19 protein-coding genes and 2 pseudogenes are annotated in these 24809 nt (G+C 69.7%); 14 read left to right on the top strand and 7 right to left on the bottom strand.

What is annotated here, in order from left to right:
- Nucleotides 1-3 precede the first annotated feature (3 nt).
- Both ACIBAF_RS02350 and ACIBAF_RS02345 read left to right on the top strand, forming a co-directional pair.
- Nucleotides 4-1623, top strand: a complete 1620-nt coding sequence (locus tag ACIBAF_RS02350; protein WP_399461193.1) for an MFS transporter — start codon at nucleotides 4-6, stop codon at nucleotides 1621-1623.
- A 228-nt stretch (nucleotides 1624-1851) separates the two neighbouring features.
- Complete coding sequence (locus ACIBAF_RS02345; protein WP_399461192.1) at nucleotides 1852-2160, top strand: small hydrophobic protein; 309 nt, start codon at nucleotides 1852-1854, stop codon at nucleotides 2158-2160.
- A gap of 9 nt (nucleotides 2161-2169) precedes the next feature.
- On the opposite strand, the pseudogene ACIBAF_RS02340 reads toward ACIBAF_RS02345, so the two are convergent.
- Nucleotides 2170-2886 (bottom strand): annotated as a pseudogene (locus ACIBAF_RS02340) (potassium channel family protein); the annotation flags it as partial.
- A 76-nt stretch (nucleotides 2887-2962) separates the two neighbouring features.
- Nucleotides 2963-5710 (bottom strand): pyruvate dehydrogenase (acetyl-transferring), homodimeric type, encoded by a 2748-nt coding sequence (aceE, locus tag ACIBAF_RS02335; protein ID WP_399461191.1) that lies wholly within the window; start codon nucleotides 5708-5710, stop codon nucleotides 2963-2965.
- A gap of 404 nt (nucleotides 5711-6114) precedes the next feature.
- Between aceE and ACIBAF_RS02330 the strand changes: the two genes are divergently transcribed.
- From ACIBAF_RS02330 to ACIBAF_RS02305, 6 genes are all read left to right on the top strand, one after another.
- Nucleotides 6115-6552 carry a DUF3052 domain-containing protein gene (locus ACIBAF_RS02330; RefSeq protein ID WP_399461190.1) on the top strand — a complete coding sequence of 146 codons (438 nt, stop codon included), beginning with the start codon at nucleotides 6115-6117 and terminating at the stop codon, nucleotides 6550-6552.
- Between the two features lie 146 nt (nucleotides 6553-6698).
- Nucleotides 6699-7157 (top strand): peroxiredoxin, encoded by a 459-nt coding sequence (locus tag ACIBAF_RS02325; RefSeq protein ID WP_399461189.1) that lies wholly within the window; start codon nucleotides 6699-6701, stop codon nucleotides 7155-7157.
- 161 nt (nucleotides 7158-7318) lie between these two features.
- Nucleotides 7319-7894 (top strand): TerD family protein, encoded by a 576-nt coding sequence (locus ACIBAF_RS02320; RefSeq protein ID WP_079662623.1) that lies wholly within the window; start codon nucleotides 7319-7321, stop codon nucleotides 7892-7894.
- Nucleotides 7895-8010: 116 nt separating this feature from the next.
- Nucleotides 8011-8586 (top strand): TerD family protein, encoded by a 576-nt coding sequence (locus ACIBAF_RS02315; protein ID WP_399461188.1) that lies wholly within the window; start codon nucleotides 8011-8013, stop codon nucleotides 8584-8586.
- A 192-nt stretch (nucleotides 8587-8778) separates the two neighbouring features.
- Nucleotides 8779-9927: a DUF475 domain-containing protein gene (locus tag ACIBAF_RS02310; protein WP_399461187.1), complete on the top strand. Its 1149-nt coding sequence runs from the start codon at nucleotides 8779-8781 to the stop codon at nucleotides 9925-9927.
- A gap of 110 nt (nucleotides 9928-10037) precedes the next feature.
- The gene (locus ACIBAF_RS02305; RefSeq protein ID WP_399461186.1) at nucleotides 10038-10775 is read left to right on the top strand and encodes a Tellurium resistance; all 738 of its coding nucleotides are present in this window, start codon (nucleotides 10038-10040) and stop codon (nucleotides 10773-10775) included.
- 45 nt (nucleotides 10776-10820) lie between these two features.
- Here ACIBAF_RS02305 and ACIBAF_RS02300 read toward each other — a convergent pair whose 3' ends face one another.
- On the bottom strand, nucleotides 10821-11561 hold the full coding sequence (locus ACIBAF_RS02300) for a TerD family protein (RefSeq protein WP_399461185.1): 741 nt from the start codon (nucleotides 11559-11561) through the stop codon (nucleotides 10821-10823).
- A 186-nt stretch (nucleotides 11562-11747) separates the two neighbouring features.
- Here ACIBAF_RS02300 and ACIBAF_RS02295 point away from each other — a divergent pair, with 186 nt between their 5' ends.
- Genes ACIBAF_RS02295 through ACIBAF_RS02285 form a run of 3 tightly spaced genes read left to right on the top strand, consistent with a single transcriptional unit; the run spans nucleotide 11748 to nucleotide 16509 of the window.
- Nucleotides 11748-12914 (top strand): HpcH/HpaI aldolase/citrate lyase family protein, encoded by a 1167-nt coding sequence (locus ACIBAF_RS02295; protein WP_399461184.1) that lies wholly within the window; start codon nucleotides 11748-11750, stop codon nucleotides 12912-12914.
- Between the two features lie 26 nt (nucleotides 12915-12940).
- The gene (locus ACIBAF_RS02290) at nucleotides 12941-15709 is read left to right on the top strand and encodes a phosphoribosyltransferase (RefSeq protein ID WP_399461183.1); all 2769 of its coding nucleotides are present in this window, start codon (nucleotides 12941-12943) and stop codon (nucleotides 15707-15709) included.
- Nucleotides 15709-16509, top strand: coding sequence for an HAD family hydrolase (locus tag ACIBAF_RS02285; protein ID WP_399461182.1), 801 nt, complete (start codon nucleotides 15709-15711; stop codon nucleotides 16507-16509). The genes ACIBAF_RS02290 and ACIBAF_RS02285 overlap by 1 nt, the downstream gene beginning before the upstream one ends.
- A 21-nt stretch (nucleotides 16510-16530) precedes the next feature.
- Here ACIBAF_RS02285 and ACIBAF_RS02280 read toward each other — a convergent pair whose 3' ends face one another.
- Entirely contained in the window at nucleotides 16531-16755 is a 225-nt protein-coding gene (locus ACIBAF_RS02280) for a zinc ribbon domain-containing protein (RefSeq protein ID WP_399461181.1), read from the bottom strand.
- Between the two features lie 285 nt (nucleotides 16756-17040).
- Between ACIBAF_RS02280 and ACIBAF_RS02275 the strand changes: the two genes are divergently transcribed.
- From ACIBAF_RS02275 to ACIBAF_RS02265, 3 genes are all read left to right on the top strand, one after another.
- A complete protein-coding gene (locus tag ACIBAF_RS02275) occupies nucleotides 17041-19257 on the top strand; it encodes a transglycosylase domain-containing protein (protein WP_399461340.1) in 2217 nt (738 codons plus the stop codon).
- A 50-nt stretch (nucleotides 19258-19307) separates the two neighbouring features.
- Nucleotides 19308-20588, top strand: a complete 1281-nt coding sequence (locus tag ACIBAF_RS02270) for a hypothetical protein (protein WP_399461180.1) — start codon at nucleotides 19308-19310, stop codon at nucleotides 20586-20588.
- A gap of 123 nt (nucleotides 20589-20711) precedes the next feature.
- Nucleotides 20712-21884, top strand: coding sequence for an amidase domain-containing protein (locus ACIBAF_RS02265; RefSeq protein ID WP_399461179.1), 1173 nt, complete (start codon nucleotides 20712-20714; stop codon nucleotides 21882-21884).
- A 24-nt stretch (nucleotides 21885-21908) separates the two neighbouring features.
- Here the strand turns inward: ACIBAF_RS02265 and ACIBAF_RS02260 are convergent.
- From ACIBAF_RS02260 to ACIBAF_RS02250, 3 genes and pseudogenes are all read right to left on the bottom strand, one after another.
- Nucleotides 21909-22409, bottom strand: a pseudogene (locus ACIBAF_RS02260) (DUF4383 domain-containing protein); the annotation flags it as partial.
- A gap of 107 nt (nucleotides 22410-22516) precedes the next feature.
- Entirely contained in the window at nucleotides 22517-23911 is a 1395-nt protein-coding gene (locus tag ACIBAF_RS02255) for a hypothetical protein (protein WP_399461178.1), read from the bottom strand.
- 74 nt (nucleotides 23912-23985) lie between these two features.
- Nucleotides 23986-24798: a DUF4097 family beta strand repeat-containing protein gene (locus tag ACIBAF_RS02250; RefSeq protein ID WP_399461177.1), complete on the bottom strand. Its 813-nt coding sequence runs from the start codon at nucleotides 24796-24798 to the stop codon at nucleotides 23986-23988.
- Nucleotides 24799-24809: the final 11 nt, after the last annotated feature.

Here is a 24809-nt window from a genome sequence, read left to right as displayed (position 1 = left end):
CGCATGACTAGTCAGACCACCATCGACTCGACCGGCCCGGGGGGCAAGGCGCCGGCGGACCCGTCGGACGGCCCGCCCGCCAAGGGGCTGCGCGGCCACCCGTGGTTCACCCTCATCACCGTCGCCGTCGGCGTCATGATGGTGGCCCTCGACGGCACCATCGTGGCCATCGCCAACCCGGCCATCGCCAGCGACCTCGGCGCCACCTTCGCCGAGGTGCAGTGGATCACCAACGCGTACTTCCTCGCTCTCGCGGTCTCCCTGATCACCGCGGGCAAGCTCGGCGACCGCTTCGGCCACCGTCAGACGTTCCTGATAGGCGTCGTGGGCTTCGCCGCCGCGTCCGGCGCGATCGGCCTGTCCAGCAGCATCGGCGCGGTCGTCGCCTTCCGGGCGCTCCAGGGCCTGTTCGGCGCGCTGCTGATGCCGGCGGCGCTCGGGCTGCTGCGCGCGACCTTCCCGGCCGAGAAGCTCAACATGGCGATCGGCCTGTGGGGCATGGTCATCGGCGCCTCGACGGCCGGCGGCCCGATCCTCGGCGGCGTCCTCGTCGAGCACGTCAACTGGCAGTCGGTGTTCTTCATCAACGTGCCGGTGGGCGCCCTCGCGCTCGTCCTGGGCGGGCTGATCCTGCTCGACCACCGCGCCGAGAACGCCCCGCGCTCCTTCGACCTGCTCGGCATCGCCTTCCTCTCGGGCGCGATGTTCTGCCTGGTCTGGGCCCTCATCAAGGCCCCGACCTGGGGCTGGGGCGACGGCCTGACATGGGCGTTCATCGTCGGCTCGGTGGTTCTCTTCGCGGCCTTCGCGCTCTGGGAGACGAAGGTCAAGGAGCCGCTGATCCCGCTGGGGCTGTTCCGCTCCATCCCGCTGTCGGCGGGCGTGGTCCTCATGGTCCTGATGGCGATCGCCTTCATGGGCGGCCTGTTCTTCGTGACGTTCTACCTGCAGAACGTGCACGGCATGAGCCCGATCGACGCGGGCCTGCACCTGCTCCCGCTCACCGGCATGATGATCGTCGGCTCCCCGCTCGCGGGCGCGGCGATCACCAAGCTCGGCCCGCGCATCCCGCTGGCCGGCGGCATGGCCGCCACCGCGATCGCCATGTACGGCATGTCCACGCTGGAGACGGACACCGGCAGCGCCGTCATGTCGATCTGGTTCGCCCTGCTGGGCTTCGGCCTCGCACCGGTCATGGTCGGCGCGACGGAGGTCATCGTCGGCAACGCCCCGATGGAGCTGTCCGGCGTCGCGGGCGGACTCCAGCAGGCGGCCATGCAGATCGGCGGCAGCCTCGGCACGGCCGTGCTGGGCGCCGTGATGGCCTCCAAGGTGGACGGCGACCTGCCCGCCAACTGGAAGGGCGCGGGTCTGCCCGAGCTCACCCCGGCCCAGCTGGACCAGGCCTCCGAGGCCGTCCAGGTCGGCGTCGCGCCGGTGGCGAAGGGGACGCCCGAGGCGGTCGCCGCGAAGATCACGGACGTCGCCCACGACACGTTCATCTCCGGCATGAGCCTCGCGTCGCTGGTCGCGGCCGGGGTGGCGGTCGTCGCCGTGTTCGTCGCGCTGCTCACCAAGCGCGGGGAGAACGCGGAGGCGGGCGCGGGCGTCGGTCATATCTGACGGGACTTCAAGAACTTTCCCCTATCAGGGTGACAACGCTAAAGGTTCCTCGCATCCGGCACGCGTCGCAGGTCACAGTTAGTCAAGCCCTCCGGATGGGAGGGCGGCCAGGGCCGCGGCGCGCTGCCGGAGGGGGACAGCGCGCCGCGGCCCTGGCCTGTTGGGCGGGCATGAACCGCGCGCCGTGGGTACCCGGCCATCGAAGCATCCCCGGAAACCAGGGAGTTGATGATGGCCGGCTTCGGACACGGCACGCGCAGGTACCCCCGCTCACGTGGCCGAATGGGGTCACGGACCGGGCCGGATCGCGCGACGCTCGGCCTTGTCGGCCTCGTCTGTGCGGTCGCCGGGTTCTTCGCGCTGGGGATCGTCCTCGGACCCGCGGCGATCGTCTGCGGCTGGCTGGCCATGGGCCGCACCTGGGCGGGCTCCCGCCCGGTACCGGCCCTGGTCGCCGTCGTCCTCGGCGCGATCGACACGCTGCTGGCGGTCATCTGGCTGGCGGGCGCGGCGGGCACGGGCAACGGGCTGCTGTAGCGGACCGGGCTGCAGAGCCGCGACCTGCGCGCGCAGGGCGCGTACCTCCTCCGTCAGGGCCAGGATCGCCTCCGTCTGGGCGCGTTCCTCGACGTTGTCCTTCTCGAAGCGCTCGATGAACCACGCCGCGATGTTCGCGGTGACGACACCGAGCAACGCGATCCCGGACAGCATCAGACCCACGGCGATGATCCGGCCCAGCCCGGTGGTCGGGGAGTGGTCCCCGTACCCCACCGTCGTCATCGTCGTGAACGACCACCACAGCGCGTCACCCAGTGTGCGGATGTTCCCGTCCGGCGAGCCCCGCTCCACCGACAGCACGGCGAGCGAGCCGAACATCAGCAGCCCGACGACCGCCCCCACGACATACGTCGTCATCCGGATCTGCGAGGCCATCCGCGCCCGCCGCCCCACCAGCAGCAGCGTCGAGACCAGCCGCAACAGCTTGAGCTGCTGCACCAGCGGCAGCACCACCGCGCACAGGTCCATCCAGTGCGTGCGGACGAACTGCCGCCGGTCGGGCGTCAGCGCCAGCCGGACCACGTAGTCCGCGGCGAACGCCGCCCACACCACCCACTCGACCGTGGTGCACAGGCTCGTCAGCGTGCGGTCCGCCGAGGTGTCCACGATCGGGACGGCGTAGGCGACGGCGAACACCACGGCGAGGGCGAGCAACGGCCGCTGGGTCCACAACTCCCACCGGTCCTGCGCCGATTGTTCTTGCATGCTCGCATCGTAAAGAACCAGTAAGGGCGGTGGAGCCACGAGCTCCACCGCCCTTACTCCGTGGTACAGGTGCGCGCTACGCGTCGCCGCCCGCCGCCCCCGGGTCGGCCGCCGCGACGTCCAGCAGCTGGTAGCGGTCGATGGCCTGCTTCAGCAGGGACCGGTCGACCTTGCCCTCCCGGGCCAGCTCGGTCAGCACGCCCACCACCACCGACTGGGCGTCGATGTGGAAGAAGCGGCGGGCCGCGCCCCGGGTGTCGGCGAAGCCGAAGCCGTCCGCGCCCAGCGACTGGTACGTGCCCGGCACCCACCGCGCGATCTGGTCCGGCACCGCCCGCATCCAGTCCGAGACGGCCACGAACGGCCCCTCGGCCCCCGTCAGCTTCCGCGTCACGTACGGCACCCGCTGCTCCTCCTCCGGGTGCAGCAGGTTGTGCCGTTCGACCTCGACGGCCTCGCGCCGCAGCTCGTTCCAGGAGGTCGCCGACCAGACGTCCGCCTTGACGTTCCAGTCCTCGGCGAGGATCTTCTGCGCCTCGACCGCCCACGGGACGGCCACGCCGGACGCGATGATCTGCGCCGGGATCTGGCCGGCCGTGCCCGCGCTGAAGCGGTGGACGCCCTTGAGGATGCCCTCGACGTCGACGTTCTCGGGCTCGGCCGGGTGCTGGATCGGCTCGTTGTAGACCGTGAGGTAGTAGAAGACGTCCTCGCCGTGCGGGTGCTCGGCCGAGCTGCCGTACATGCGCCGCAGCCCGTCCTGCACGATGTGCGCGATCTCGAAGCCGTACGCCGGGTCGTAGGCGACACAGCCCGGGTTCGTCGAGGCCAGCAGCTGCGAGTGGCCGTCCGCGTGCTGGAGACCCTCACCGGTCAGGGTCGTACGGCCGGCGGTCGCGCCCAGGACGAAACCGCGCGCCAGCTGGTCCGACATCTGCCAGAACTGGTCGCCGGTGCGCTGGAAACCGAACATCGAGTAGAAGACGTAGACCGGGATGAGCGGCTCGCCGTGCGTGGCGTACGCCGAGCCCGCCGCGATCAGCGAGGCCGTGCAGCCCGCCTCCGAGATGCCGTCGTGCAGCATCTGGCCGGTCGGCGACTCCTTGTAGGCGAGCAGCAGGTCCCGGTCCACGGCCTCGTACTGCTGGCCGAGCGGGTTGTAGATCTTCGCGCTCGGGAAGAAGCTGTCCATGCCGAACGTGCGGTACTCGTCCGGCGCGATCAGCACGAACCGCTTGCCGAGCTCCTTGTCCCGCATGAGGTCCTTGAGCAGTCGCACAAACGCCATGGTCGTGGCGATCGACTGCTGGCCCGAACCCTTCTTCACACTCGCGTACGTCTTGTCCTCGGGCAGCGCGAGCGGCTTCGAGCGGACGACGCGGGTCGGGACGTAACCGCCGAGACCCTTGCGGCGGTCGTGCATGTACTGGATCTCCTCCGAGTCCCGGCCCGGGTGGAAGTACGGCGGCGCGCCGGACTCCAGCTCCTTGTCGGAGATCGGCAGGTGCAGGCGGTCGCGGAAGCCCTTGAGGTCGGCGACCGTCAGCTTCTTCATCTGGTGCGTGGCGTTGCGGCCCTCGAAGTTCGGGCCCAGCGTCCAGCCCTTGACCGTCTTGGCCAGGATGACCGTCGGCTGGCCGGTGTGCTCCACGGCCGCCTTGAACGCCGCGTAGATCTTCTTGTGGTCGTGACCGCCGCGGCCCAGGTGCAGGATCTGGTCGTCGCTCATGCCGTCGACCATCGCGCGCAGCCGCTGGTCGTCGCCGAAGAAGTGCTCGCGGATGTACGAGCCGGACTCGGTGGCGTAGGTCTGGAACTGGCCGTCCGGCGTCGTGTTCATCCTGTTGACCAGGATGCCGTCCCGGTCCTGGGCGAGCAGCGGGTCCCAGGAACGGTCCCAGATCAGCTTGATCACGTTCCAGCCGGCGCCCCGGAACACCGACTCCAGCTCCTGGATGACCTTGCCGTTGCCGCGCACCGGCCCGTCGAGCCGCTGCAAATTGCAGTTGACGACGAAGGTCAGGTTGTCCAGGCCCTCACGGGCGGCGATGGTCAGCTGGCCGAGCGACTCCGGCTCGTCCATCTCGCCGTCGCCGAGGAACGCCCACACGTGCGACTTCGACGTGTCGGCGATCTCGCGCGCGTGCATGTAGCGGTTCATCCGCGCCTGGTAGATCGCGCCGATCGGGCCGAGGCCCATCGACACCGTCGGGAACTCCCAGAAGTCCGGCATCAGCCGCGGGTGCGGATACGAGGACAGGCCGTGCGGCGCCTTGGACTTCTCCTGGCGGAACGCGTCCAGGTTGTCCTCGCTGAGCCTGTCGAGCAGGAACGCGCGCGCGTAGATGCCCGGGGAGGCATGGCCCTGGAAGAAGACCTGGTCGCCGCCGTCGCCCTCGTCCTTGCCGCGGAAGAAGTGGTTGAAGCCGACGTCGTAGAGGGACGCGGAGGAGGCGAAGGTGGCGATGTGGCCGCCCACGCCGATGCCCGGACGCTGGGCCCTGGACACCATCACGGCCGCGTTCCAGCGGGTCGCGTTCAGGATCCGGCGCTCGATCTCCTCGTTGCCCGGGAAGAACGGCTCGGCCCTGGTGGGAATGGTGTTGACGTAGTCCGTGCTGCGCATCTCGGGCACGGCCACGCGCTTCTCGCGGGCCCGCTCGATCAGGCGCAGCATGAGGTAGCGGGCCCGCTCCCGGCCGCGCTCGTCGATCGCGGCGTCGAGGGAGTCGAGCCACTCCTGCGTTTCCTCGGGGTCGAAGTCAGGAACCTGACTCGGAAGGCCGCCAATGATGATCGGGTTGCGATCGGATCCGGAAGCCACGCTGTTCCTTACCTGTCAGAGGGCTGTGTGGGGCTGTGTGGGGGACTGGGCGAGGGGGACCTGCACAGCCCCCATCGTGTACCTAGGGGCCGCAAACGTCATCTCTACCCCTAGGTAACCGGCACTCGTTCGAATCTCGTACCCTTGGATGGTTCTCAAATACGCAAACGGGGCAGATGGGTGTGGCGTATGTCACCTTCCGTCTGGATCTCATGCCTGGAGTTGCGTCGACACGGCCAGGATCGTCACCGTTTCGGCGGTCCGAACCGCCGGGTACTTGCGCGATCCGTCCCGCCCGTGTGGACTACGGCCAATGCTTCGCGCACGCGCGTGGCTGAGTTTCCCCCAAGCCCTGGACGGGCGACGGGGGCACCCCCATCCGAATCATGATCAGGAGGCAACCCGTGAGCGCGACCGCGGACCACGCGGAGGAGCGGACGAGCCCTGCCGTCAGGCTGGGATTCCAGCCCGAGCAGGTGGTCCAGGAGATCGGCTTCGACGACGACGTCGACCAGGAGCTCCGCGAGTCCATCGAGGAAGTCATCGGCAGCGATCTGGTGGACGAGGACTACGACGACGTCGCCGACGCCGTAGTGCTCTGGTTCCGCGACGATGACGGAGACCTGACGGATGCGCTGGTGGACGCCACCACGTACATCGAAGAAGGCGGGTCGATCCTCCTCCTGACGCCGAAGACCGGCCGTACGGGATACGTGGAGCCCAGCGACATCTCCGAAGCCGCGACGACTGCGGGTCTGTCGGCCAGCAAGAGCGTCAGCGTGGGCAAGGACTGGAGCGGCAGCCGGCTGGTGACGCCCAAGGCCGCCAAGTCCAAGAAGTGACCTCGTCGAGGTAAACCGGTCTGGAAACGGACGGACGGGCCGACCGACTCCGGTCGGCCCGTCGGCCGTCCCGTCCGCCGTCCCGTGGGGCCTGCTGCGTAGGGTGTTCTCACCCAGACAGACCCACCCGAAGGGACATCCACGCGATGGCGATCCAGGTCGGCGACAAGGCCCCCGACTTCGAGCTCAAGGACAACCACGGGGCGACCGTGCAGCTCTCCGACTTCCGGGGCAGCAAGAACGTCGTCCTGCTCTTCTACCCCTTCGCCTTCACCGGCGTCTGCACCGGTGAGCTGTGCGAGGTGCGCGACAACCTGCCGAAGTTCGCGGACCGCGACACCCAGGTGCTCGCCGTCTCCAACGACTCCATCCACACCCTGCGCGTCTTCGCCGAGCAGGAGGGCCTGGAGTACCCGCTGCTGAGCGACTTCTGGCCGCACGGCGAGGTCTCCCGCGCCTACGGCGTCTTCGCCGAGGACAAGGGCTGCGCGGTGCGCGGCACCTTCGTCATCGACAAGGAGGGCGTCGTGCGCTGGACGGTCGTCAACGCGCTGCCGGACGCGCGCGACCTCGGCGAGTACGTCGCGGCACTCGACACCCTCTGATCCCCGCCGGTCCCGACCTGGGCCCGGCCCGGCGCCGACACCCTGTGATTCTTCGGCTCCAAGGCCTGCGTGGGGCGGGAACCCGTCACTAGGATCGACTCGTTGATCCGATATCCAACGCACCACGGGGCTCCCCGCCCCAGGACACCAATGGAGGACTCGTGGGAGTCAGCCTCAGCAAGGGCGGCAACGTATCGCTGACCAAGGAGGCCCCGGGCCTGACCGCGGTCATCGTCGGTCTGGGGTGGGACGTCCGCACCACGACCGGCACCGACTTCGACCTGGACGCCAGCGCGCTGCTGCTGAACAACGCAGGCAAGGTCGGCAGCGACGCCAACTTCGTCTTCTTCAACAACCTCAAGAGCCCCGACGGCTCGGTGGAGCACACCGGTGACAACACCACCGGTGAGGGCGAGGGCGACGACGAGGCGATCAAGGTCAACCTCGCCACCGTCCCGGCCGACGTCGAGAAGATCGTCTTCCCGGTGTCGATCTACGACGCCGAGAACCGTCAGCAGTCCTTCGGCCAGGTCCGCAACGCGTTCATCCGCGTCGTGAACCAGGCCGGCGGCACCGAGATCGCCCGCTACGACCTGAGTGAGGACGCGTCGACCGAGACCGCGATGGTCTTCGGCGAGCTCTACCGGCACGGCGCGGAGTGGAAGTTCCGCGCCATCGGCCAGGGCTACGCGTCGGGTCTGCGCGGCATCGCGCAGGACTTCGGCGTCAACGTCTGACCGACCCGAAGGACCTGAAGTCACCGAAAGGCCCGACCGTCCGGCGCCGCACCGTTTACGGGCGGCGCCGGACGTGCAGGACAACCGAAGAAGCAGTACCTAGGGGAGGACCAGCAATGGGCGTCACGCTCGCCAAGGGAGGCAACGTCTCCCTGTCCAAGGCCGCGCCGAACCTCACTCAGGTGATGGTCGGACTCGGCTGGGACGCGCGCTCCACCACCGGAGCCGACTTCGACCTCGACGCCAGCGCGCTGCTGTGCTCGAGCGGGCGGGTGATGGGGGACGAGTGGTTCGTCTTCTACAACCAGCTCAAGAGTCCGGACGGCTCAGTGGAGCACACCGGCGACAACCTCACCGGCGAGGGCGAAGGCGACGACGAGTCGCTCCTGGTCGACCTCTCCCTGGTGCCCGACCGGTGCGACAAGATCGTCTTCCCGGTCTCCATCCATATGGCGGACGAGCGCGGCCAGACCTTCGGCCAGGTCTCCAACGCCTTCATCCGCGTCGTCAACCAGGCCGACGGCCAGGAGCTCGCCCGCTACGACCTCAGCGAGGACGCCTCGACCGAGACCGCGATGATCTTCGGCGAGCTCTACCGCTACGGCGGCGAGTGGAAGTTCAGGGCGGTGGGCCAGGGGTACGCGTCGGGTCTGCGAGGCATCGCCCTGGACTTCGGCGTGCACGTCTCCTAGTCGGTCGGTCGGCTCAGGACCTCCCCGCGCGAGCGCCGCTACCGGCTGGTATGGGGGTGCCGGTGCCGGTCGGGGCAGCCGCCTCTAGACTTGCTCCGCTAGGTCAACTTTTTGTAAAGCCGAGTACGGCGCGGGGGAGACCCTCCCCCAGACTCCGTCTGGGGGGACCCCCAACACACGATTGGGTAGCCAGTGCTTCTGAAAACCTTCGGCTGGTCGTTCGCGGTCACCGCGCTCGGCCTGGTCGCAGCGGTCTTCTACGGGGGGTGGGAGGCCTTCGGCATCGTGGCGATCCTCTCCATCCTCGAGATCTCGCTGTCGTTCGACAACGCGGTGGTCAACGCCGGAATCCTGAAGAAGATGAACGCCTTCTGGCAGAAGATCTTCCTCACCGTCGGTGTCCTCATCGCCGTCTTCGGCATGCGGCTGGTCTTCCCCGTCGTCATCGTGGCGATCAGCGCCAAGATCGGCCCGATCGACGCCGTCGATCTCGCGCTGAACGACAAGGACCAGTACCAGCAGCTCGTCACCGACGCGCACCCGGCGATCGCCGCCTTCGGTGGCATGTTCCTGCTCATGATCTTCCTCGACTTCATCTTCGAGGACCGCGACATCCAGTGGCTGCGCTGGATCGAACGCCCGCTGTCCAAGCTCGGCAAGGTCGACATGCTGTCGGTCTGCATCGCCCTGATCGTCCTGCTGATCACCTCCTTCACCTTCGCCACCCACGCCCACCAGCACGGCGGCGCCCACGTCGACAAGGCGCAGACGGTGCTGATCTCCGGCATCGCCGGTCTGATCACCTACATGATCGTCGGCGGTCTCTCCGGCTACTTCGAGGACAAACTCGAAGAAGAGGAGGAACGCGAGCACGAGGAGGAGGAAGAGGCGGTGCGCAGCGGCAAGCAGCGCTCGCCCGTGGTGCTGGCCGGCCAGGCCGCGTTCTTCATGTTCCTCTACCTCGAGGTCCTCGACGCCTCCTTCTCCTTCGACGGCGTGATCGGCGCCTTCGCCATCACCAACGACATCGTCCTCATGGCCCTGGGCCTCGGCATCGGCGCCATGTACGTCCGTTCGCTGACCGTGTACCTCGTCCGCCAGGGCACCCTTGACGACTACGTCTACCTGGAGCACGGAGCCCACTACGCCATCGGCGCCCTCGCCGTGCTCCTCCTGGTCACCATCCAGCACCAGATCAACGAGGTCATCACCGGCCTCGTCGGCGTGGTCCTGATCGCCGCGTCCTTCTGGTCCTCCGTGCGCCGCAACAAGGCACTCGCGGCCGCCGAGGGAAAAGCGGAGGGCTCGGACGAGAAGACTGAGGTCTCGTCCGGGGTGTGATCACCTTCTGAGTGAGGAACGCTCTGTGCGGGGCGGCCGGTGAGGAAACTGTCCTCCACGGCCGCCCCGCCGGACTGTGTGGTGAACGAAGGGGACGCAGGGGGGCGGGAATGGGCTTCTTCGACGGAATTCTGGGCAGCCGAACGGCCGAGTTCGACTCGGGCAGCGCGGCCAGCAACGCGATCGAGCTGACCAAACGGCATCATCAGGTCTCCCTCACCAAGCAGGGCGCGGCGACGGGGAACCTGCGGGTCAACCTGACCTGGCGGATGCGGACGTCCGACATCGGCGGGCCGCAGCGCGAGAGTCTGCTGCGCCACCCCTTCAAGGCGCTGCGGCCCCCGGAGGTCATCGGACACAGCCAGAGCATGGTGAACGTCGACCTCGACCTCGGCTGCCTGTACGAGCTGGCCGACGGCGCCAAGGGGGTCGTCCAGCCGCTGGGCGGGCTGCTGGGGGACGTGAACGCGGCGCCGTACGTGAAGCTGAGCGGCGACGACCGGTTCGGGTCGGCGTCCGGCGAGACGATGTACGTCAACCTCGACCACCGGGACCAGATCAAGCGGCTGCTGGTCTTCGTCTACATCTACGACCAGACGCCGGCGTTCGACCGGACCCACGCGATCGTCACGCTGTACCCGAGCAACGGCCCGCGGATCGAGATAGGGCTCGACGAGCGGCATCCGCAGGCCCGGTCCTGCGCCGTGGTGATGATCGAGAACGTGAAGGGGGAGCTGATGGTGCGGCGCGAGGTGCGGTTCGTGTACGGCTTCCAGGCGGAGCTGGACCGGCTGTACGGGTGGGGGCTGCAGTGGGGGCGGGGCTACAAGACGAAGGTGGAGAAGTAGCGCTCAGAGCCCCCCGCGGCCCCGCGGCCCCGCGTTCCCGTGTCCTCACCGTCCGACGAACTGCGGCCCCTGTGGCGGCAGGCGGAAGGAGCCGTCCGGGTAGCCGTAGCCGTGGGTCGGCAGGCTGGACGGGTAGCCGTAGGCCGGCTGCTGCTGTTGCGGGACGGCTGAGGTCGGCTGTTCCGGCGGCAGGGGTTGGGAGAGGCTCGGGGTCGACTGGGCGGGCGTCGGGTCGGAGGCCTCCTCGGACTCGTCCACCGAGATGCCGAAGTCCGTGGCCAGGCCCTTGAGGCCGTTGGAATAGCCCTCGCCCAGGGCGCGGAACTTCCAGCCGTCGCCGCGCCGGTACAGCTCGCCGCAGATCAGGGCCGTCTCCTCGCCCGTCTCGGGACGGATGTCGAAGGTGGCCAGCGGCTCGCCCTCGCTCGTCGCGTCGTACAGCAGAATGCTGAGGGAACGTACGCGGTCGAAGGTGACGCCGTCCGCCGAAGCGACCAGCAGAATCTGGCCGACGCCGGACTCGACACCGGAGAGATCTGTCTGGATGGTGTCGGTAAGGCCTTCGGCGACCCGCTTCTTGCCGAGCCGCCACACCTTCCCGGAAGGGTGCCGGGGCTGGTTGTAGAAAACGAAGTCCTCGTCGGAACGCACACGACCGTCGAGGCCGAGGAGCAGCGCCGAGGCGTCGACGTCCGGGACTCCCTGCCCGGGGGTCCAGCGCAGCACGGCGCGTACCGTGGTGGTTTTCAGCGGGACGTTCGACCCCTTCAGCATCGCGTGCGTCATGCGGTCATCCTGCCTTCTCGGTCCTGCTCACGACAACGCGGGGTGCACGGCGAGTCCGGACAAGTCTCACGGGCGAGTTACCTGAAGTTCATGCCCGACGGGAACCCCTGACATGGGTCCCTACGTACTATTACCGGCCACCTCTTGCCGAATCCACCGCCTTACCTTGCATCACGGGGGAGATTTATGCGTCATTTCGGGCACCTCGCCCCTGAGGTGCGGCAGCGCCTCTTCTACCGGGAGCCGTGCGTCTTCGACAGGGACTCCCCGGCCAAGCTGCTCTCCGCGGCCCTGGGCGCCACGCTCTACAGCCCGGCCACCCGGCCCCGACTGGCGGACGACATCGTCAAGCAGACCGGGCGCGGCGTGGTGTCGATGGTGCTGTGCCTGGAGGACTCCATCGGCGACGAGGACGTCGCGGCCGGCGAGGAGAACCTCGTCCGGCAGTTCGCCGACCTGGCGGCGCGCACGGACGTGGAGCCGCCGCTGCTCTTCATCCGGGTGCGGACGCCCGAGCAGATCCCCGACCTGGTCCGGCGGCTCGGAGCCGGCGCGGAGCTGCTGAGCGGCTTCGTGTTCCCGAAGTTCACCGAGGAGCGGGGCATTCCGTTCCTGGAGGCGCTGGCGGGCGCCGAGGCGGCGAGCGGACGCCGGCTGTTCGGCATGCCCGTGCTGGAGACGCCCGAACTGATGTACCGCGAGTCCCGGGTGGACGCGTTGGAGGGCATCGCCCGCGCCGTCGAGAAGTACCGCAGCCGGGTCCTCGCGCTGCGCCTCGGCGTGACCGACTTCTGCTCGTCCTACGGCCTGCGCCGCGCCCCCGACATGACCGCCTACGACGTCCAGATCGTCGCCTCCGTGATCGCCGACGTGGTGAACATGCTGGGGCGGGCCGACGGCACCGGGTTCACGGTGACCGGGCCGGTGTGGGAGTACTTCCGGGTCCCCGAGCGCATGTTCAAGCCGATGCTGCGACACAGCCCCTTCCTGGAGGGGCAGGCCGTGGAACTGCGCGAGAGACTGATCGAGCACGCGATGGACGGGCTGCTGCGCGAGATCTCCCTCGACCACGCCAACGGCCTGCTGGGCAAGACCTGCATCCACCCCTCGCACGTGCCGGCCGTGCACGCGCTGTCCGTCGTCAGTCACGAGGAGTACAGCGACGCGGCGGACATCCTGCGGCCGGAACGCGGCGGCGGGGGTGTGCTGCGGTCGCAGTACACGAACAAGATGAACGAGGTGAAACCGCACCGCGCCTGGGCCGAGCGCACGATGCTCCGCGCGGAGGTCTTCGGCGTCGCACACGAGGACGTGAGCTTCGTCGACCTGCTCGCCGCCGGCATACCTGGTTGAACCTCCACCTCACTCACAAGGGACGCATGAACAACGCAGTGAACAACGGGGACGACCGAGACAGCCGCGACAGCCAGGACGGCCGCGACAGCGGGGACGGCCGGATCTGGTCCGGGACGTGGGTCGCCGAGCGGCTCGGGGTCGAGCTCGTGGGCGACGACACGCTGACGGACATGCTGGGGCTGGCCCTGCGCCGCAACCCCAAGCGGGCGCATCTGCTGGTGTCCAACGTGCTGGGCAAGCACGTCCCGCAGTCCCCGTCGGTCGTGCACGGCCACGGCTTCGCCCTCGGCCGCCGGGTGCGCGAGCTGCTCGGCGCCGAGGAGGCGGCCGGGGCGGTCGTCCTGGGCTACGCGGAGACCGCCACCGGTCTCGGCCACTCCGTCGCCGACGGCCTCGGCGCCGCCCCCTACCTGCACTCCACCCGCCGCCCGGTCGCGGGCGTCCCGGCGGCGGGCGGCTTCGAGGAGTCCCACTCCCACGCCACGTCCCACCTCCTCCTGCCGGAGGACCCGGCGCTGCTGGCCGGGGACGGGCCGCTGGTCCTGGTCGACGACGAGTTCTCCACCGGCAACACCGTCCTGAACACCATCCGAGCCCTGCACGAGCGGTATCCGCGGGGACGGTACGTCGTGGTGGCGCTGGTCGACATGCGGTCGGCCGCCGACGCGGGGCGCCTCGCGGCGTTCGCACGGGAGATCGGCGCCCGCGTGGACCTGGTAGCGGCAGCTTCCGGCACGGTCCGGCTCCCTCCGGGGGTGCTGGAGAAGGGGCAGGAGCTGGTGGCACGGTACGAGTCCGAGAGTGCCGCCGGCGGTGGTCGGTCGGCTGCGGGCCGGTGGGGGCTGGTCGCGCCCCGCGGCGGAGCCGCACATCGACACAGCCCCGCGCCCCTGAAGGGCGTTGTCGAGCCCGCATCGGAAGAGTCACCGCCCCTTCCCGCCCAGAGCCTCGACGCGGGCGTGCGGGCCAACCCCCCAGGGGCGCGGGGCGGTGACATGTGCGGCTCCGCCGCGTGGGCGCGACCAGCCACAACGCACCCGCGCCCGGGCGAAAACCGCACCTGGCAGACGCGGCCCGTGGGCCACATCACCCGCGTGGACCTGTCCTGGCCCCGCCGTCTCCCCGACGGCGGCCGCCACGGCTTCACGCCCGCGCACCGAATACGCCTCGAAGCCGCCCTCCCCGCCATGACAGCCCGCCTCGCCGAGGCACTCCCCGCCAACCCGCGGAGCGTCCTCGTGCTCGGCTTCGAGGAGCTGATGTACACGCCCCTGCGCCTCGCCCGTGAGCTGGAGCAGGTCGTGGCCGCGGAGGTGCGCTACTCGACCACCACCCGCTCGCCCGTCCTCGCGGTCGACGACCCCGGCTACGCGATACGCAGCCGAATCGTTTTCCCTGCGCACGACGACCCGGCCGACGGCCCCGGCGAGCGCTACGCCTACAACGTCGCGGGCGGCGGCTTCGACGCAGTCGTCGCCGTCGTGGACTCCGTGGCCGACACCGCCGCCCTGCACGCGCCCGACGGGCTGCTCGCCCGGCTGGCCGCGCATACCCCGCACGTCGTCCTCGCGGTCGTACCGTCGTACGTCCCCGAGCCGCTGTCCGCAGCCGCCCTGTCGGAAGAGAGACCCGCCATGCTGCCCGAGCCCCTTCGCGGCCCCGCCTTCTCCTCGTACGCGCCCGAGGAGGTCGGCTGGCTGCTCCAGGACCTCTCGGACGTGACGTTGGAGGCGCCGACCGAGGAGCGGGAGGAGGCCATCCAGAGCGGCGGCGCGCACTACGCCGAGTCGCTGCCCGTGGAGTACCAGCCCAGCGAGCAGTACCAGGAGCTGTTCCACGCGGCCCTCGCGACCTCCGCGGCGCGGCTCGCGCAGGCCGTCGGCGTCGTCACGGAGACCGTGATCGCCGAGCGGTCGCCGCGGCCCGTCCTGGTCTCGCTCGCCCGCGCCGGCACCCCGATCGGTGTGCTGATGCGGCGCTGGGCGCGGTTCCGGCACGGGCTCGACGTGCCGCACTACGCCGTGTCGATCGTGCGCGGACGGGGCATCGACGCCAACGCGCTGCGCTGGCTGGCCGCCCATCACGACCCGCGGGACGTCGTGTTCGTCGACGGCTGGACCGGCAAGGGCGCGATCACCCGGGAACTGGCCGCGGCGATCGAGGAGTTCGAGGCGGGCGGCGGTGCGGCCGGCTTCGACGCGGAGATCGCGGTGCTGGCCGACCCCGGCTCGTGCGTGCGGACGTACGGCACCCGGGAGGACTTCCTGATCCCGTCCGCCTGTCTCAACTCGACCGTCTCGGGGCTCATCTCACGGACCGTCCTGCGCGCCGACCTCGTCGGCCCGGACGACTTCCACGGCGCGAAGTTCTACCGCGAACTCGCCGGCGCGGACGTCTCGGTCGCCTTCCTGGACGCCGTCGCCGCCCGCTTCCCGGAGGTCGCGGACGCCGTCGACGGCGCGGCGAAGGAGCTCCTCGCCAGTGACCGCACGCCGAGCTGGGAGGGCTGGGCCGCCGTCGAGCGGATCAGCGAGGAGTACGGCATCCACGACGTGAACCTGGTCAAGCCCGGCGTCGGCGAGACCACCAGGGTGCTGCTGCGCCGGGTGCCCTGGAAGATCCTCGCGCGGGCCGGGGCGGGCGCCGACCTGGACCACGTACGGCTGCTCGCCGGGCAGCGCGGGGTGCCCGTCGAGGAGGTCGACGATCTGCCGTACACCTGCGTGGGGCTGATCCACCCGCAGTTCACGCGCGGGGCGACCGGCGCCGACGGCAGGGCGGTGACGGTCTGATGCCGGTTCTGGTGGCGAGCGACCTCGACCGTACGCTCATCTACTCGGCGGCCGCCCTGGCGCTGACCATGCCGGACGCCCGCGCGCCGCGCCTGCTGTGCGTGGAGGTCCACGAGGCGAGGCCGCTGTCGTTCATGACCGAGACGGCGGCGCGACTGCTCACCGACCTCGGTGACACGGCGGTGTTCGTGCCGACGACCACCCGGACGCGCAAGCAGTACCAGCGCATCAACCTGCCCGGCCCGCAGCCGACGTACGCGATCTGTGCGAACGGCGGTCATCTGCTGGTCGACGGAGCGACCGACCAGGACTGGCACGGCTCCGTGCTCGCCCGGCTGGCCGACGAGTGCGCGCCGCTCGCCGAGGTGCAGGAGTACCTGACGAAGACGGCGGACCCGCTCTGGCTGCGCAAGCAGCGCATCGCCGAGGACCTGTTCGCCTACCTCGTCGTCGAGCGCGAGCTGCTGCCCGAGGAGTGGGTGAAGGAGCTCGCGGCCTGGGCGGAGAACCGCGGTTGGACCGTGTCGCTCCAGGGCCGCAAGATCTACGCCGTGCCGAAGCCGCTGACCAAGAGCGCGGCCGTGCGCGAGGTGGCCCGCCGCACCGGCGCCGAACTGACGCTGGCCGCGGGCGACTCGCTGCTCGACGCCGACCTGCTGCTGGCCGCCGACCGGGGCTGGCGCCCGGGGCACGGCGAACTGGCCGACGCGGTCTGGACGGCCCCGGCGATCACCGCTCTGCCCGAGCGGGGCGTGCTGGCCGGCGAGCGCATCCTGCGGGAGTTCCTGAAGAACTCCTGAGAATCCGCCCCGTGCCGGCTGTCAGCCGCTGCAGCCGCCGCCGCAACAACCGCCTCCGCCTCCGCCCCCGCCGCCCGCTCCGGGCGCGGGGGCGGAGGCGGTGCCGCCCACGGCGACCGTTGAGAGAAGCTTCACTGTGTCGTCATGACCTGCGGGGCAGGGCGCGGGGTCGGCGGACTGGGCCATCGGCCGGGTCAGTTCGAACGTGTCGCCGCAGGTCCGGCAGCGGTACTCGTAGCGAGGCATGGCCCCAGATTAGGGCCTTATGCTCGGACACGGCGTCAGCAGTTTGACCGTTGTTCACTTCTGTCGTTTTCTTATGTGGAGAATTTGCGAAGGGCGCTGGTAATTTGAGAGCGCCGCACGAACCCCGAGGTCGGAAGGGTTCACCGTTTGCGGCCGCGTCAACGGCAACCATGTCAGGCCCTCGGAAGTCTGTACGTCTGCCTGCGAGCAATACGGAGTGCGGGAGGGAGACGCGTCGTGACCCAGGCGGGGCAGGGGGAGGAGCCCCAGGAGCCAGATGCCACCATGCAGTTGAAGGTCCCTGCCTCTTTCCGGGCGGACGAGACCATGCAACTGCGGGTATCGGATATACCGGCCGTGCCGGACATATCCGAGGGCAGCGGTGAAGGCGGCGACGACAAGAAAGCGCGTTCGTCGAAAAACCGGCGGAAAGCCCCCCGTCCTTCCGTGTTTGCCCGAATATCCTCGGCTCTGGGTCCCCGGCTGACGCCGCTTCTCGCGGTACTGGCCCCGTATGTGGCTCGTGTCACGCCGTACGCCCGCAAGTTGCGCCCGCAGTACCCGCGCCCGGGCCGTACCGGCTGGCGGCGCTGGATGCCCTCCTGGCGGCAGTGGCTCGGCGGCTTCCTCGCGTCCATGGGTCTGAGCAGCCTGCTGCTGGTCGTCGCCTACGCGGCCACCGACATACCGGACAACATCAACTCGTACGCCACCCAGCAGGACAACGTGTACTTCTGGGCCGACGGGACGCCGATGGCCCGCACCGGCTGGGTGCAGCGGCAGGCGATGCCGCTGAAGGACATCCCCGAGGACGTCCGCTGGGCGGTGCTCGCCGCGGAGAACGCGAGCTTCTACAGCGACCCCGGCATCTCCTTCAAGGGCATCAGCCGCGCCCTGTTCCGCACGATCGGCCAGGGCGACACCCAGGGCGGCTCCACGATCACCCAGCAGTACGTCAAGAACGTCTACCTGAACCAGAACCAGACGGTCAGCCGCAAGTTCACCGAGGCGATGATCGCCCTCAAGCTCGACAACCAGATGAGCAAGGACGACATCCTCGAGGGCTACCTCAACACCAGCTGGTTCGGCCGCGGCACCTACGGCATCCAGCGCGCCGCCCAGGCCTACTACGGCAAGGACGTCGGCGAACTCAACGCCAGCGAGGCCGCGTTCCTCGCCTCCCTGCTCAAGGGCGCGGGCCTGTACGACCCGACGCTGAACCCCGCCAACCGCGCCCGCGCCGTCGAGCGCTGGTCGTGGACCCTGGACCGGATGGTCGAGATCGGCAAGCTGTCGAAGGCCGAGCGCGCCAAGTACACGAAGTTCCCCGAGCCGCTCAAGGCCAACCCGCTGTACGACACCGGTGAGCAGAGCGACTACCTGGTCGAACTCGCCTCCCAGTACGCCAAGAAGGCCGGGAACATCTCCGACAAGGACTTCGACCTGGGCGGCTACCAGATCTACACGACCTTCGACAAGAAGCGCGAGACCCAGCTCACCGACGCCGTCGCCAAGGCCCGCAAGCAGGCCCAGAAGGACGACCCGAAGAACGCCGCGGCCGCGCACTACGGCGCCTCCTCGGTGGCCGCCGACGGCCGGATCCTCGCCGTCTACGGCGGCCCCGACCACCGTACGCAGGGCTACAACGAGTCCAACGCCACCACCGTCCCCGCCGGTTCGGCCTTCCAGCCGTTCGTGTACGCGGCCGGTCTGGAGCACGGCATCCACAAGACCCGCGACGGGGACACCACCGAGATCACCGGCGAGTCGCTCTACGACGGCGACGACAAGGCGCTGCTGACCACCCCCGAGGGCTTTTACTGGGACCGCAACGGCAAGCGGGTCGCGTCCGAGAACGACGGCGGCAAGTCCTACGGGCAGATCTCCCTGCACCGCGCCCTGGCCCGGTCGGTGAACACGCCGTTCATGCAGCTCGGCATGGACGCCGGCCTGGACGTGGTGCGCTCCACCGCCGAGAAGTCCGGGCTGCTGGCCTCCAGCTTCGGGGCGCAGGTGCCCGCGCTGTCCACGGGCAGCGCCACGCCCAGCGCGATCCGCATGGCGAGCGGCTACTCCACCTTCGCCGCGGGCGGCAAGCACACCGAGCCGTACTCGGTGCGCATGATCACCAAGAACGGCACCAAGGTCGTCCTGGAGACCCCCGCCACCGACCGCGCGTTCGGCGCCGACGTGGCCGAGGAGGTCAACTCCGCGCTCGCGGACTCCTTCAGCCTCGCCCACCCGGACGACGTGCCCTCCTCGCAGCAGCAGGCCGCCCGGTCCGGCTCGCTCGGCCGGGTGGCCGCAAAGGCGGGCACCACCCAGGACGACACCGCCGCCTGGTACGTCGGCTCGGCCAAGGCCGTGTCCACGGCGGTCGTCGTCTACCGCATCGACCTCGCCAAGAGCCTCGAACCGCTTCCACTGAAGGGCATCGCCGGCACGACCGACGACAGCGTTCCCTACGGCATCTGGTCAGGTGCCATGAGCCCGCTCGGCTGACCACCGACCCCGGGCGCCCGCGTCCCCGAATCCGGAGAAATGATCCGCACATGAAGTCACCGTCGGGCCGCCGCCGCAAGGCCCCGGCACCCACGCGCCGCCCCGCCGCCACGCACCCGGGGTTCCTGACGCTGGCGGCGCTCCTCGTCGTCGCGTCCCTGATGGCCGGCTACCTGGTGCTCAACCGCACGGACGACACCCAGCCGACGGCGTCCTCGGGGGACAGCAAGAAGGCGTCGTCGGAGGCTGCCAAGGAGCCGGAGTGGGACGGCAAGACCCACGTCCTGGGGGACGGCTCCACCTCGTACACCGGGCCGCAGACGGGCCAGTTGAAGCCCGTCCCGCTCAAGCCCGGTGAGAAGCCTCCGCAGTTCGTCGTCTTCTCCTGGGACGGCGCGCTGATGGGCGACGACGGCCTCTTCGAGCACTACCGGAAGCTGGGCGAGAAGTACAACGCCAACATGACCTTCTTCCTCACCGGCATCTACCTGCTGCCCAAGAGCAAGAAGGACCTGTACTCGCCGCCGCAGCACCCCAAGGGCTCGGCCGCGATCAGCTACCCCACCGACGAGCACATCCGCACCACCCTGGAGCAGCTCGCCGACGCGTGGAAGGAGGGCAACGAGATCGGCACCCACTTCAACGGCCACTTCTGCGGCGCCAAGGGCGGCAAGGACTGGAGCGTCCAGGAGTGGAAGAGCGAGATCGACCAGTTCTACAAGTTCGTGGAGAACTGGAAGACCAACACCGGCTACAAGGACATCGCCCCGCTGCCCTTCGACTTCAAGAAGGAGGTCACCGGCGGCCGGGCGCCCTGCCTGGAGGGCCAGCCGAACCTCCTGAAGGCCGCCAAGGGCTACGGCTGGCGCTACGACGCGTCCAACCCGGGCGGCTTCCAGATCTGGCCGACGAAGAAGAACGGCCTCTGGGACTTCCCGCTCCAGGCGCTCCCGAACGGCGACGTCCAGTCCCTGTCCATGGACTTCAACTTCCTGGCCAACCAGTCCGACGGCCAGCCCGACGGCGACCCCGCCAAGTACACGCAGTGGGAGCAGGAGACCCTCGACTCCTACATGGCCGGCTTCAACCGGGTGTACTACGGCAGCCGGGCCCCGCTGTTCATCGGCAACCACTTCGAGCAGTGGAACGGCGGCATCTACATGAAGGCCGTCGACCAGGTCATCGAGAACGTATGCACCAAGAAGGACGTCAAGTGCGTGTCCTTCAAGGAGTTGGCCGACTGGATGGACGTGCAGTCGCCCGCGACGCTGGAGCGGATGCGCACCCTGGACCCGGCGCAGAATCCGGACTGGTCGACCGTCGTGAAGTGACGGCCGGATCCCGGGTACGGCGTAACCAAACCTCAACCGCAACCCCCTTCACACGAGCTGCACATGTCATGCAAAGATGCCCCTGCCCGGCATCCCCCCGCCGGGTCAAGAGGGGAAACATCAGTGAAGTCAAGGAAATTGAGCGGGACGCGCCGCCGCGTCACGATACTCGGGGCAGCGGCGACCTCGGTCGTCGCCGGAGTCGCGCTGCTGCCCAACTGGTCCGCCGGCGCCGCGGTCGTCGACGACCCCACCGTCGACGCGAAGACCAAGGCCACCTTCCAGCGGCTGGCGGACGCGGTCTTCACCGACCGTACGGACGCCCTCGTCACGGGCGCTCAGGGCGACCGCGAGAAGCCGCTGACCAACGGCTTCTCGGGTGACGTCAAGCTGTCCTCGGGCACCGCCCGCAGCGAGGACGCCACCCTGTCCACGCTGGGGCAGCGCAAGGACAAGCTCGCGAAGGCCGGGGAGAAGTACAGCAAGGCCGCCACCACCGTCACCCTGAACGCCACGCGCGTGACGGGCCGTACGGCCAAGGCCGAGGTCACCGAGACCACGACCCTGACCTACGCGCAGGCCCGCGGAAACGCGCCGAAGACCACCGGGTTCCAGGCCAGGCACGAGCTGACGTTCAAGGCCGACCGACAGGGCACCTGGCAGCTCACCGGCATCACGGACACCGACCAGGGTGGCCTCGCGGTGAACACGCTGTCCAAGCCGACGTCCGTCAAGGTGGCCACCGCCGCCGACGACACCATGCCGAACGCCAAGCGCGCGGAGATCACCCGCAACCCGGCCGCCGTCCCGAAGACCGGCACCGCCTACGACTACAAGGCGATGGCGACCTACGCCGAGAAGTACTGGAACGTCTACAACAAGGACTACCCGGACTTCAACAACCACACCGCCGGCGGCGACTGCACCAACTTCGTCAGCCAGTCCCTGAAGGCGGGCGGCTGGAAGCACGTCCCCGGCTACGTGTACGACTACACCAAGTGGTTCGGCAACGCCGACATCCAGTCGGACTCGTTCGTCGGCGTCAACGAGTGGTCCTGGTTCGCCCAGAACTCCAAGCGGACCACCGCGCTCGCCAACGTGTACCAGCTCGAGGTCGGCGACGTCCTCCAGATGGACTTCGACCGGGACGGGTCCAAGGACCACACGATGATCGTCACGTACAAGGCCAACGGCATTCCGTACCTGACGTACCACTCGAACAACACCCTGCGTAAGTCGCTGTCGAGCATCATCACGCAGAACCCGAACGCGTACTACTACGCCTACCGCACCTGATCCGGCCGGCCCGTCACTCCGTCACTCCTCGGGATGACGGGCCCGCCAGTACGGGTTGTCGTGCGGCAGGGCGGATCCCACCCTGCCGTACATCCCGAAGACCATCAGCAGGATCCCGATCACGAAGCTGAGCATGCAGTTCTGGATCTTGAAGGCCAGGAAGTTGTAGTCCGTCTCCAGCAGCGCCATGTTCAGGAAGCCGCTGAGGATGAACAGAAGGCCGAACGTCATGTTCAGGGTGGACGCGAAGTTCCCGCCGATCACCATGCCGACGAAGAGCAGCAGCCCGACGCCGACCGACAGCCAGCTCAGCGCGCCGTTGGTGTTCAGGCTCCACACCTCGTCCCCGCCGGTGTCGAAGAAGCCGATCTCGTCGATGATCCCGAAGATCCCGAAGACGACGAGACCCAGGCCCATCAGCCCGGCGCCGATCCGGTAGACCAGGTTCAGACGATGGTCGACGGGCAGGTGGTCGTCGAGTCTGATCCGCCGCCCGGACCGGCCGTGCAGTGCGTGTGTGGCCATCTCCGCCTCCCTGGGGGTGGACGTGCCGACGGGGGCCGTACGTACCTCTCAATATCCGCCCGCCGACCGCCGAGGGCAATGTCGGGGCGTTCGGAGCGCCGACGGCGTCACTGCCCGGCGCCGCGCTCCTCGCGGATCCGGGCCACCGTGTCCGCCACCGCCCGCCGGACCGCCTCCGTCTCGGTCAGGAAGTGCCAGTAGTCGGGATGCCGGCCCTCCAGCGTGGCGATCGCCCGCTCCAGCCGGGCCACCGAGTCGTCCAGCGGGCGCGCATGCCGCGGATCGGGCGTGTTACGGCCCGACATGGCCAGCCGCTGCGCGTCCCGGATCGCGAACCGGGTCCGGTCGATCTCCGCCTGCGGATCCTTCTGCACCGCGTTCAGCCTGGCCAGCCGGTCACCGGCGGCCGACACCGCCTCGTCCGTGCCGTTCAGCAGCGCCCGCACCGTCGACAGCAGCGCGGTGGCGTCCGGCCAGCGCTGCGCGTCCCGCGCGGCCTGCGCCTCCTTCAGCTTCGCCTCGGCCTGCCGGACGTTCTCCCCGGCCTGCTCGGGGACGTGCTGGAGGTCCTGCCAGCAGGCCGCCGAGAACCGCCGTCGCAGCTCGCTCAGGATCGGCTCCACCTGCCCCGAGCGGGTCTGGAGCGCCTGCGCGCGCGTACGCAGCGACACCAGCCGGTGGTCGATCTCGGCGGCCCGCTCCGGCAGCCGCTCCGCCGCCACGCGGACCGCCTCGGCCTCCCGCGACACCTGCTCCGCCCGCTGCAGGGTCTGCGGCACCCCGTGCTGCCCCGCGCCCTGGTTCAGCATCGTCAGCTCGGGCGCGAGCGCCGCCAGCCGCGCCGCCAGATCGTCCGCCCGCAGACCGCTCTCCCGTACGGCGTCCAGCGCGTGGGACGCCGCCAGCAGCGCCTGCCGGGCCCGCTCCACGGCGGGCGCGAGCCGGGCCAGCTGCGTCTCGGCCTTGCCGAGCAGCGGGCCCAGCCCGTCCGCGAACCGGTCCAGCTCCTGCTTGACGCGCCCCAACTCGTCCTTCGCGCGGGTCAGCTCGGTGCGCGCCCGGGCGGCCGCCGAGGCCTCCAGGTCGTCCCGGTCGAGATCGTGGGCGTCGACGGCGTTGATGTACTGGCTGCTGGCCTCGTCGATGCGCCGGCCGACGGCCTCGAAGTCGGAGACCGCGCGCCGGGCGGCCGGCGAGTCGTCCACCGCCATGATCGTCTCGATCGAGATCCGCAGGTCGCGCTGGGCGGTGTCGAGTTCGTAGAACGCGGCCGCCGCCGCGTCCTTCGCGGCCTGCGCCTCGGCCCGCTGACTCTCGGCCCGTCCGCCGAACCAGCGCCGGGTGCCGCCGCCGGCGAAAGCGGCGGGCAGCGCGAGGGCGACCACGAGAGGGAGGGCGACGAGCGTGACGGTGTCCTGGAGCGCTGTGCGCAGCCCCTTTCGCGCGGGACGCCGTGCGCGCGGCACCAACGGCGAGTACGGCTGCGCTGGTGTCGCCGTCACATCCCTCTCCCGTGCTGTGATCCGCCCTGCCCGGTCTCATTCTCCCACCGGTTAAGGACGAACACACGGGCCCGTTAGTTCGCGTTCTCGACGGTGACTTCGCCGTCGGCGCTGCGCGCGTCCACGACATGCGCGCTGGACTCGTCGCGCGGCACGGACACATGCACCCCGCCGTCGTCGGTCTTCGTGGTCACCCGGTACGTCGCCGCGGGCAGCGCGATCGTCACCGAGCCGTCGTCGCTGACCGACTCCACCCGGTCCGGTACGGCGCTCAGGGTGAGGTGCACCGAGCCGTCCTTGGTGTGCGCGTCCACCGTGCGCGAGGCGACCTCGGCGCGTACGGAACCGTCGTCGCTGCGCAGCTCCAGCGGCCCGCTGGAGTCGGTGACGCGTACGGAGCCGTCCTTGGTGCGCACGCTCAGCGCGTCCCGGAAGCCCTGCGCCCGCACGCTGCCGTCGTCGCTCTCGATCTTCACGGCGACACCCCGGGGCACCTCGACGCGGTGCTTGGCGGAGCAGTCGGCGACCAGCCCTGAGCAGTGCATCCGCAGCGTCAGCCGGTCGTCCTTCATCGACCAGGTCACCTTCGGGCTGCTGCCGATGGTGACCGACCCCCGGAACCACCGGGTGACGTCGACCGTGCCCGCCTTGGCCGTGTCCGAGGCGACGATCTCGAGCGCCGAGTCGTCGGAGTCGATCGTGAGCGTGCGGCCCTGCAGGCCGAAGGACCGGTGGTCGGGATGCTCGTCGTCGTCGGCGGAGGCGCAGGCGGTCGCTCCCGCGGCGAGGACCACGACGACGGCGGCGAGCGCCCCACGGGTCGAACGGCGCGTTCGGGTCGTCCGGGTCGTCCGGGTCGTCCGGGTCGTACGGGTCGTGCGGGTCATGTCGGTCTCCC

The sequence above is a fragment of the Streptomyces sp. NPDC051677 genome, assembly GCF_044453465.1.
In the GTDB taxonomy this organism is placed as follows: Bacteria; Actinomycetota; Actinomycetes; order Streptomycetales; family Streptomycetaceae; genus Streptomyces.
This window is presented reverse-complemented; position numbering and strand designations above follow the sequence as displayed.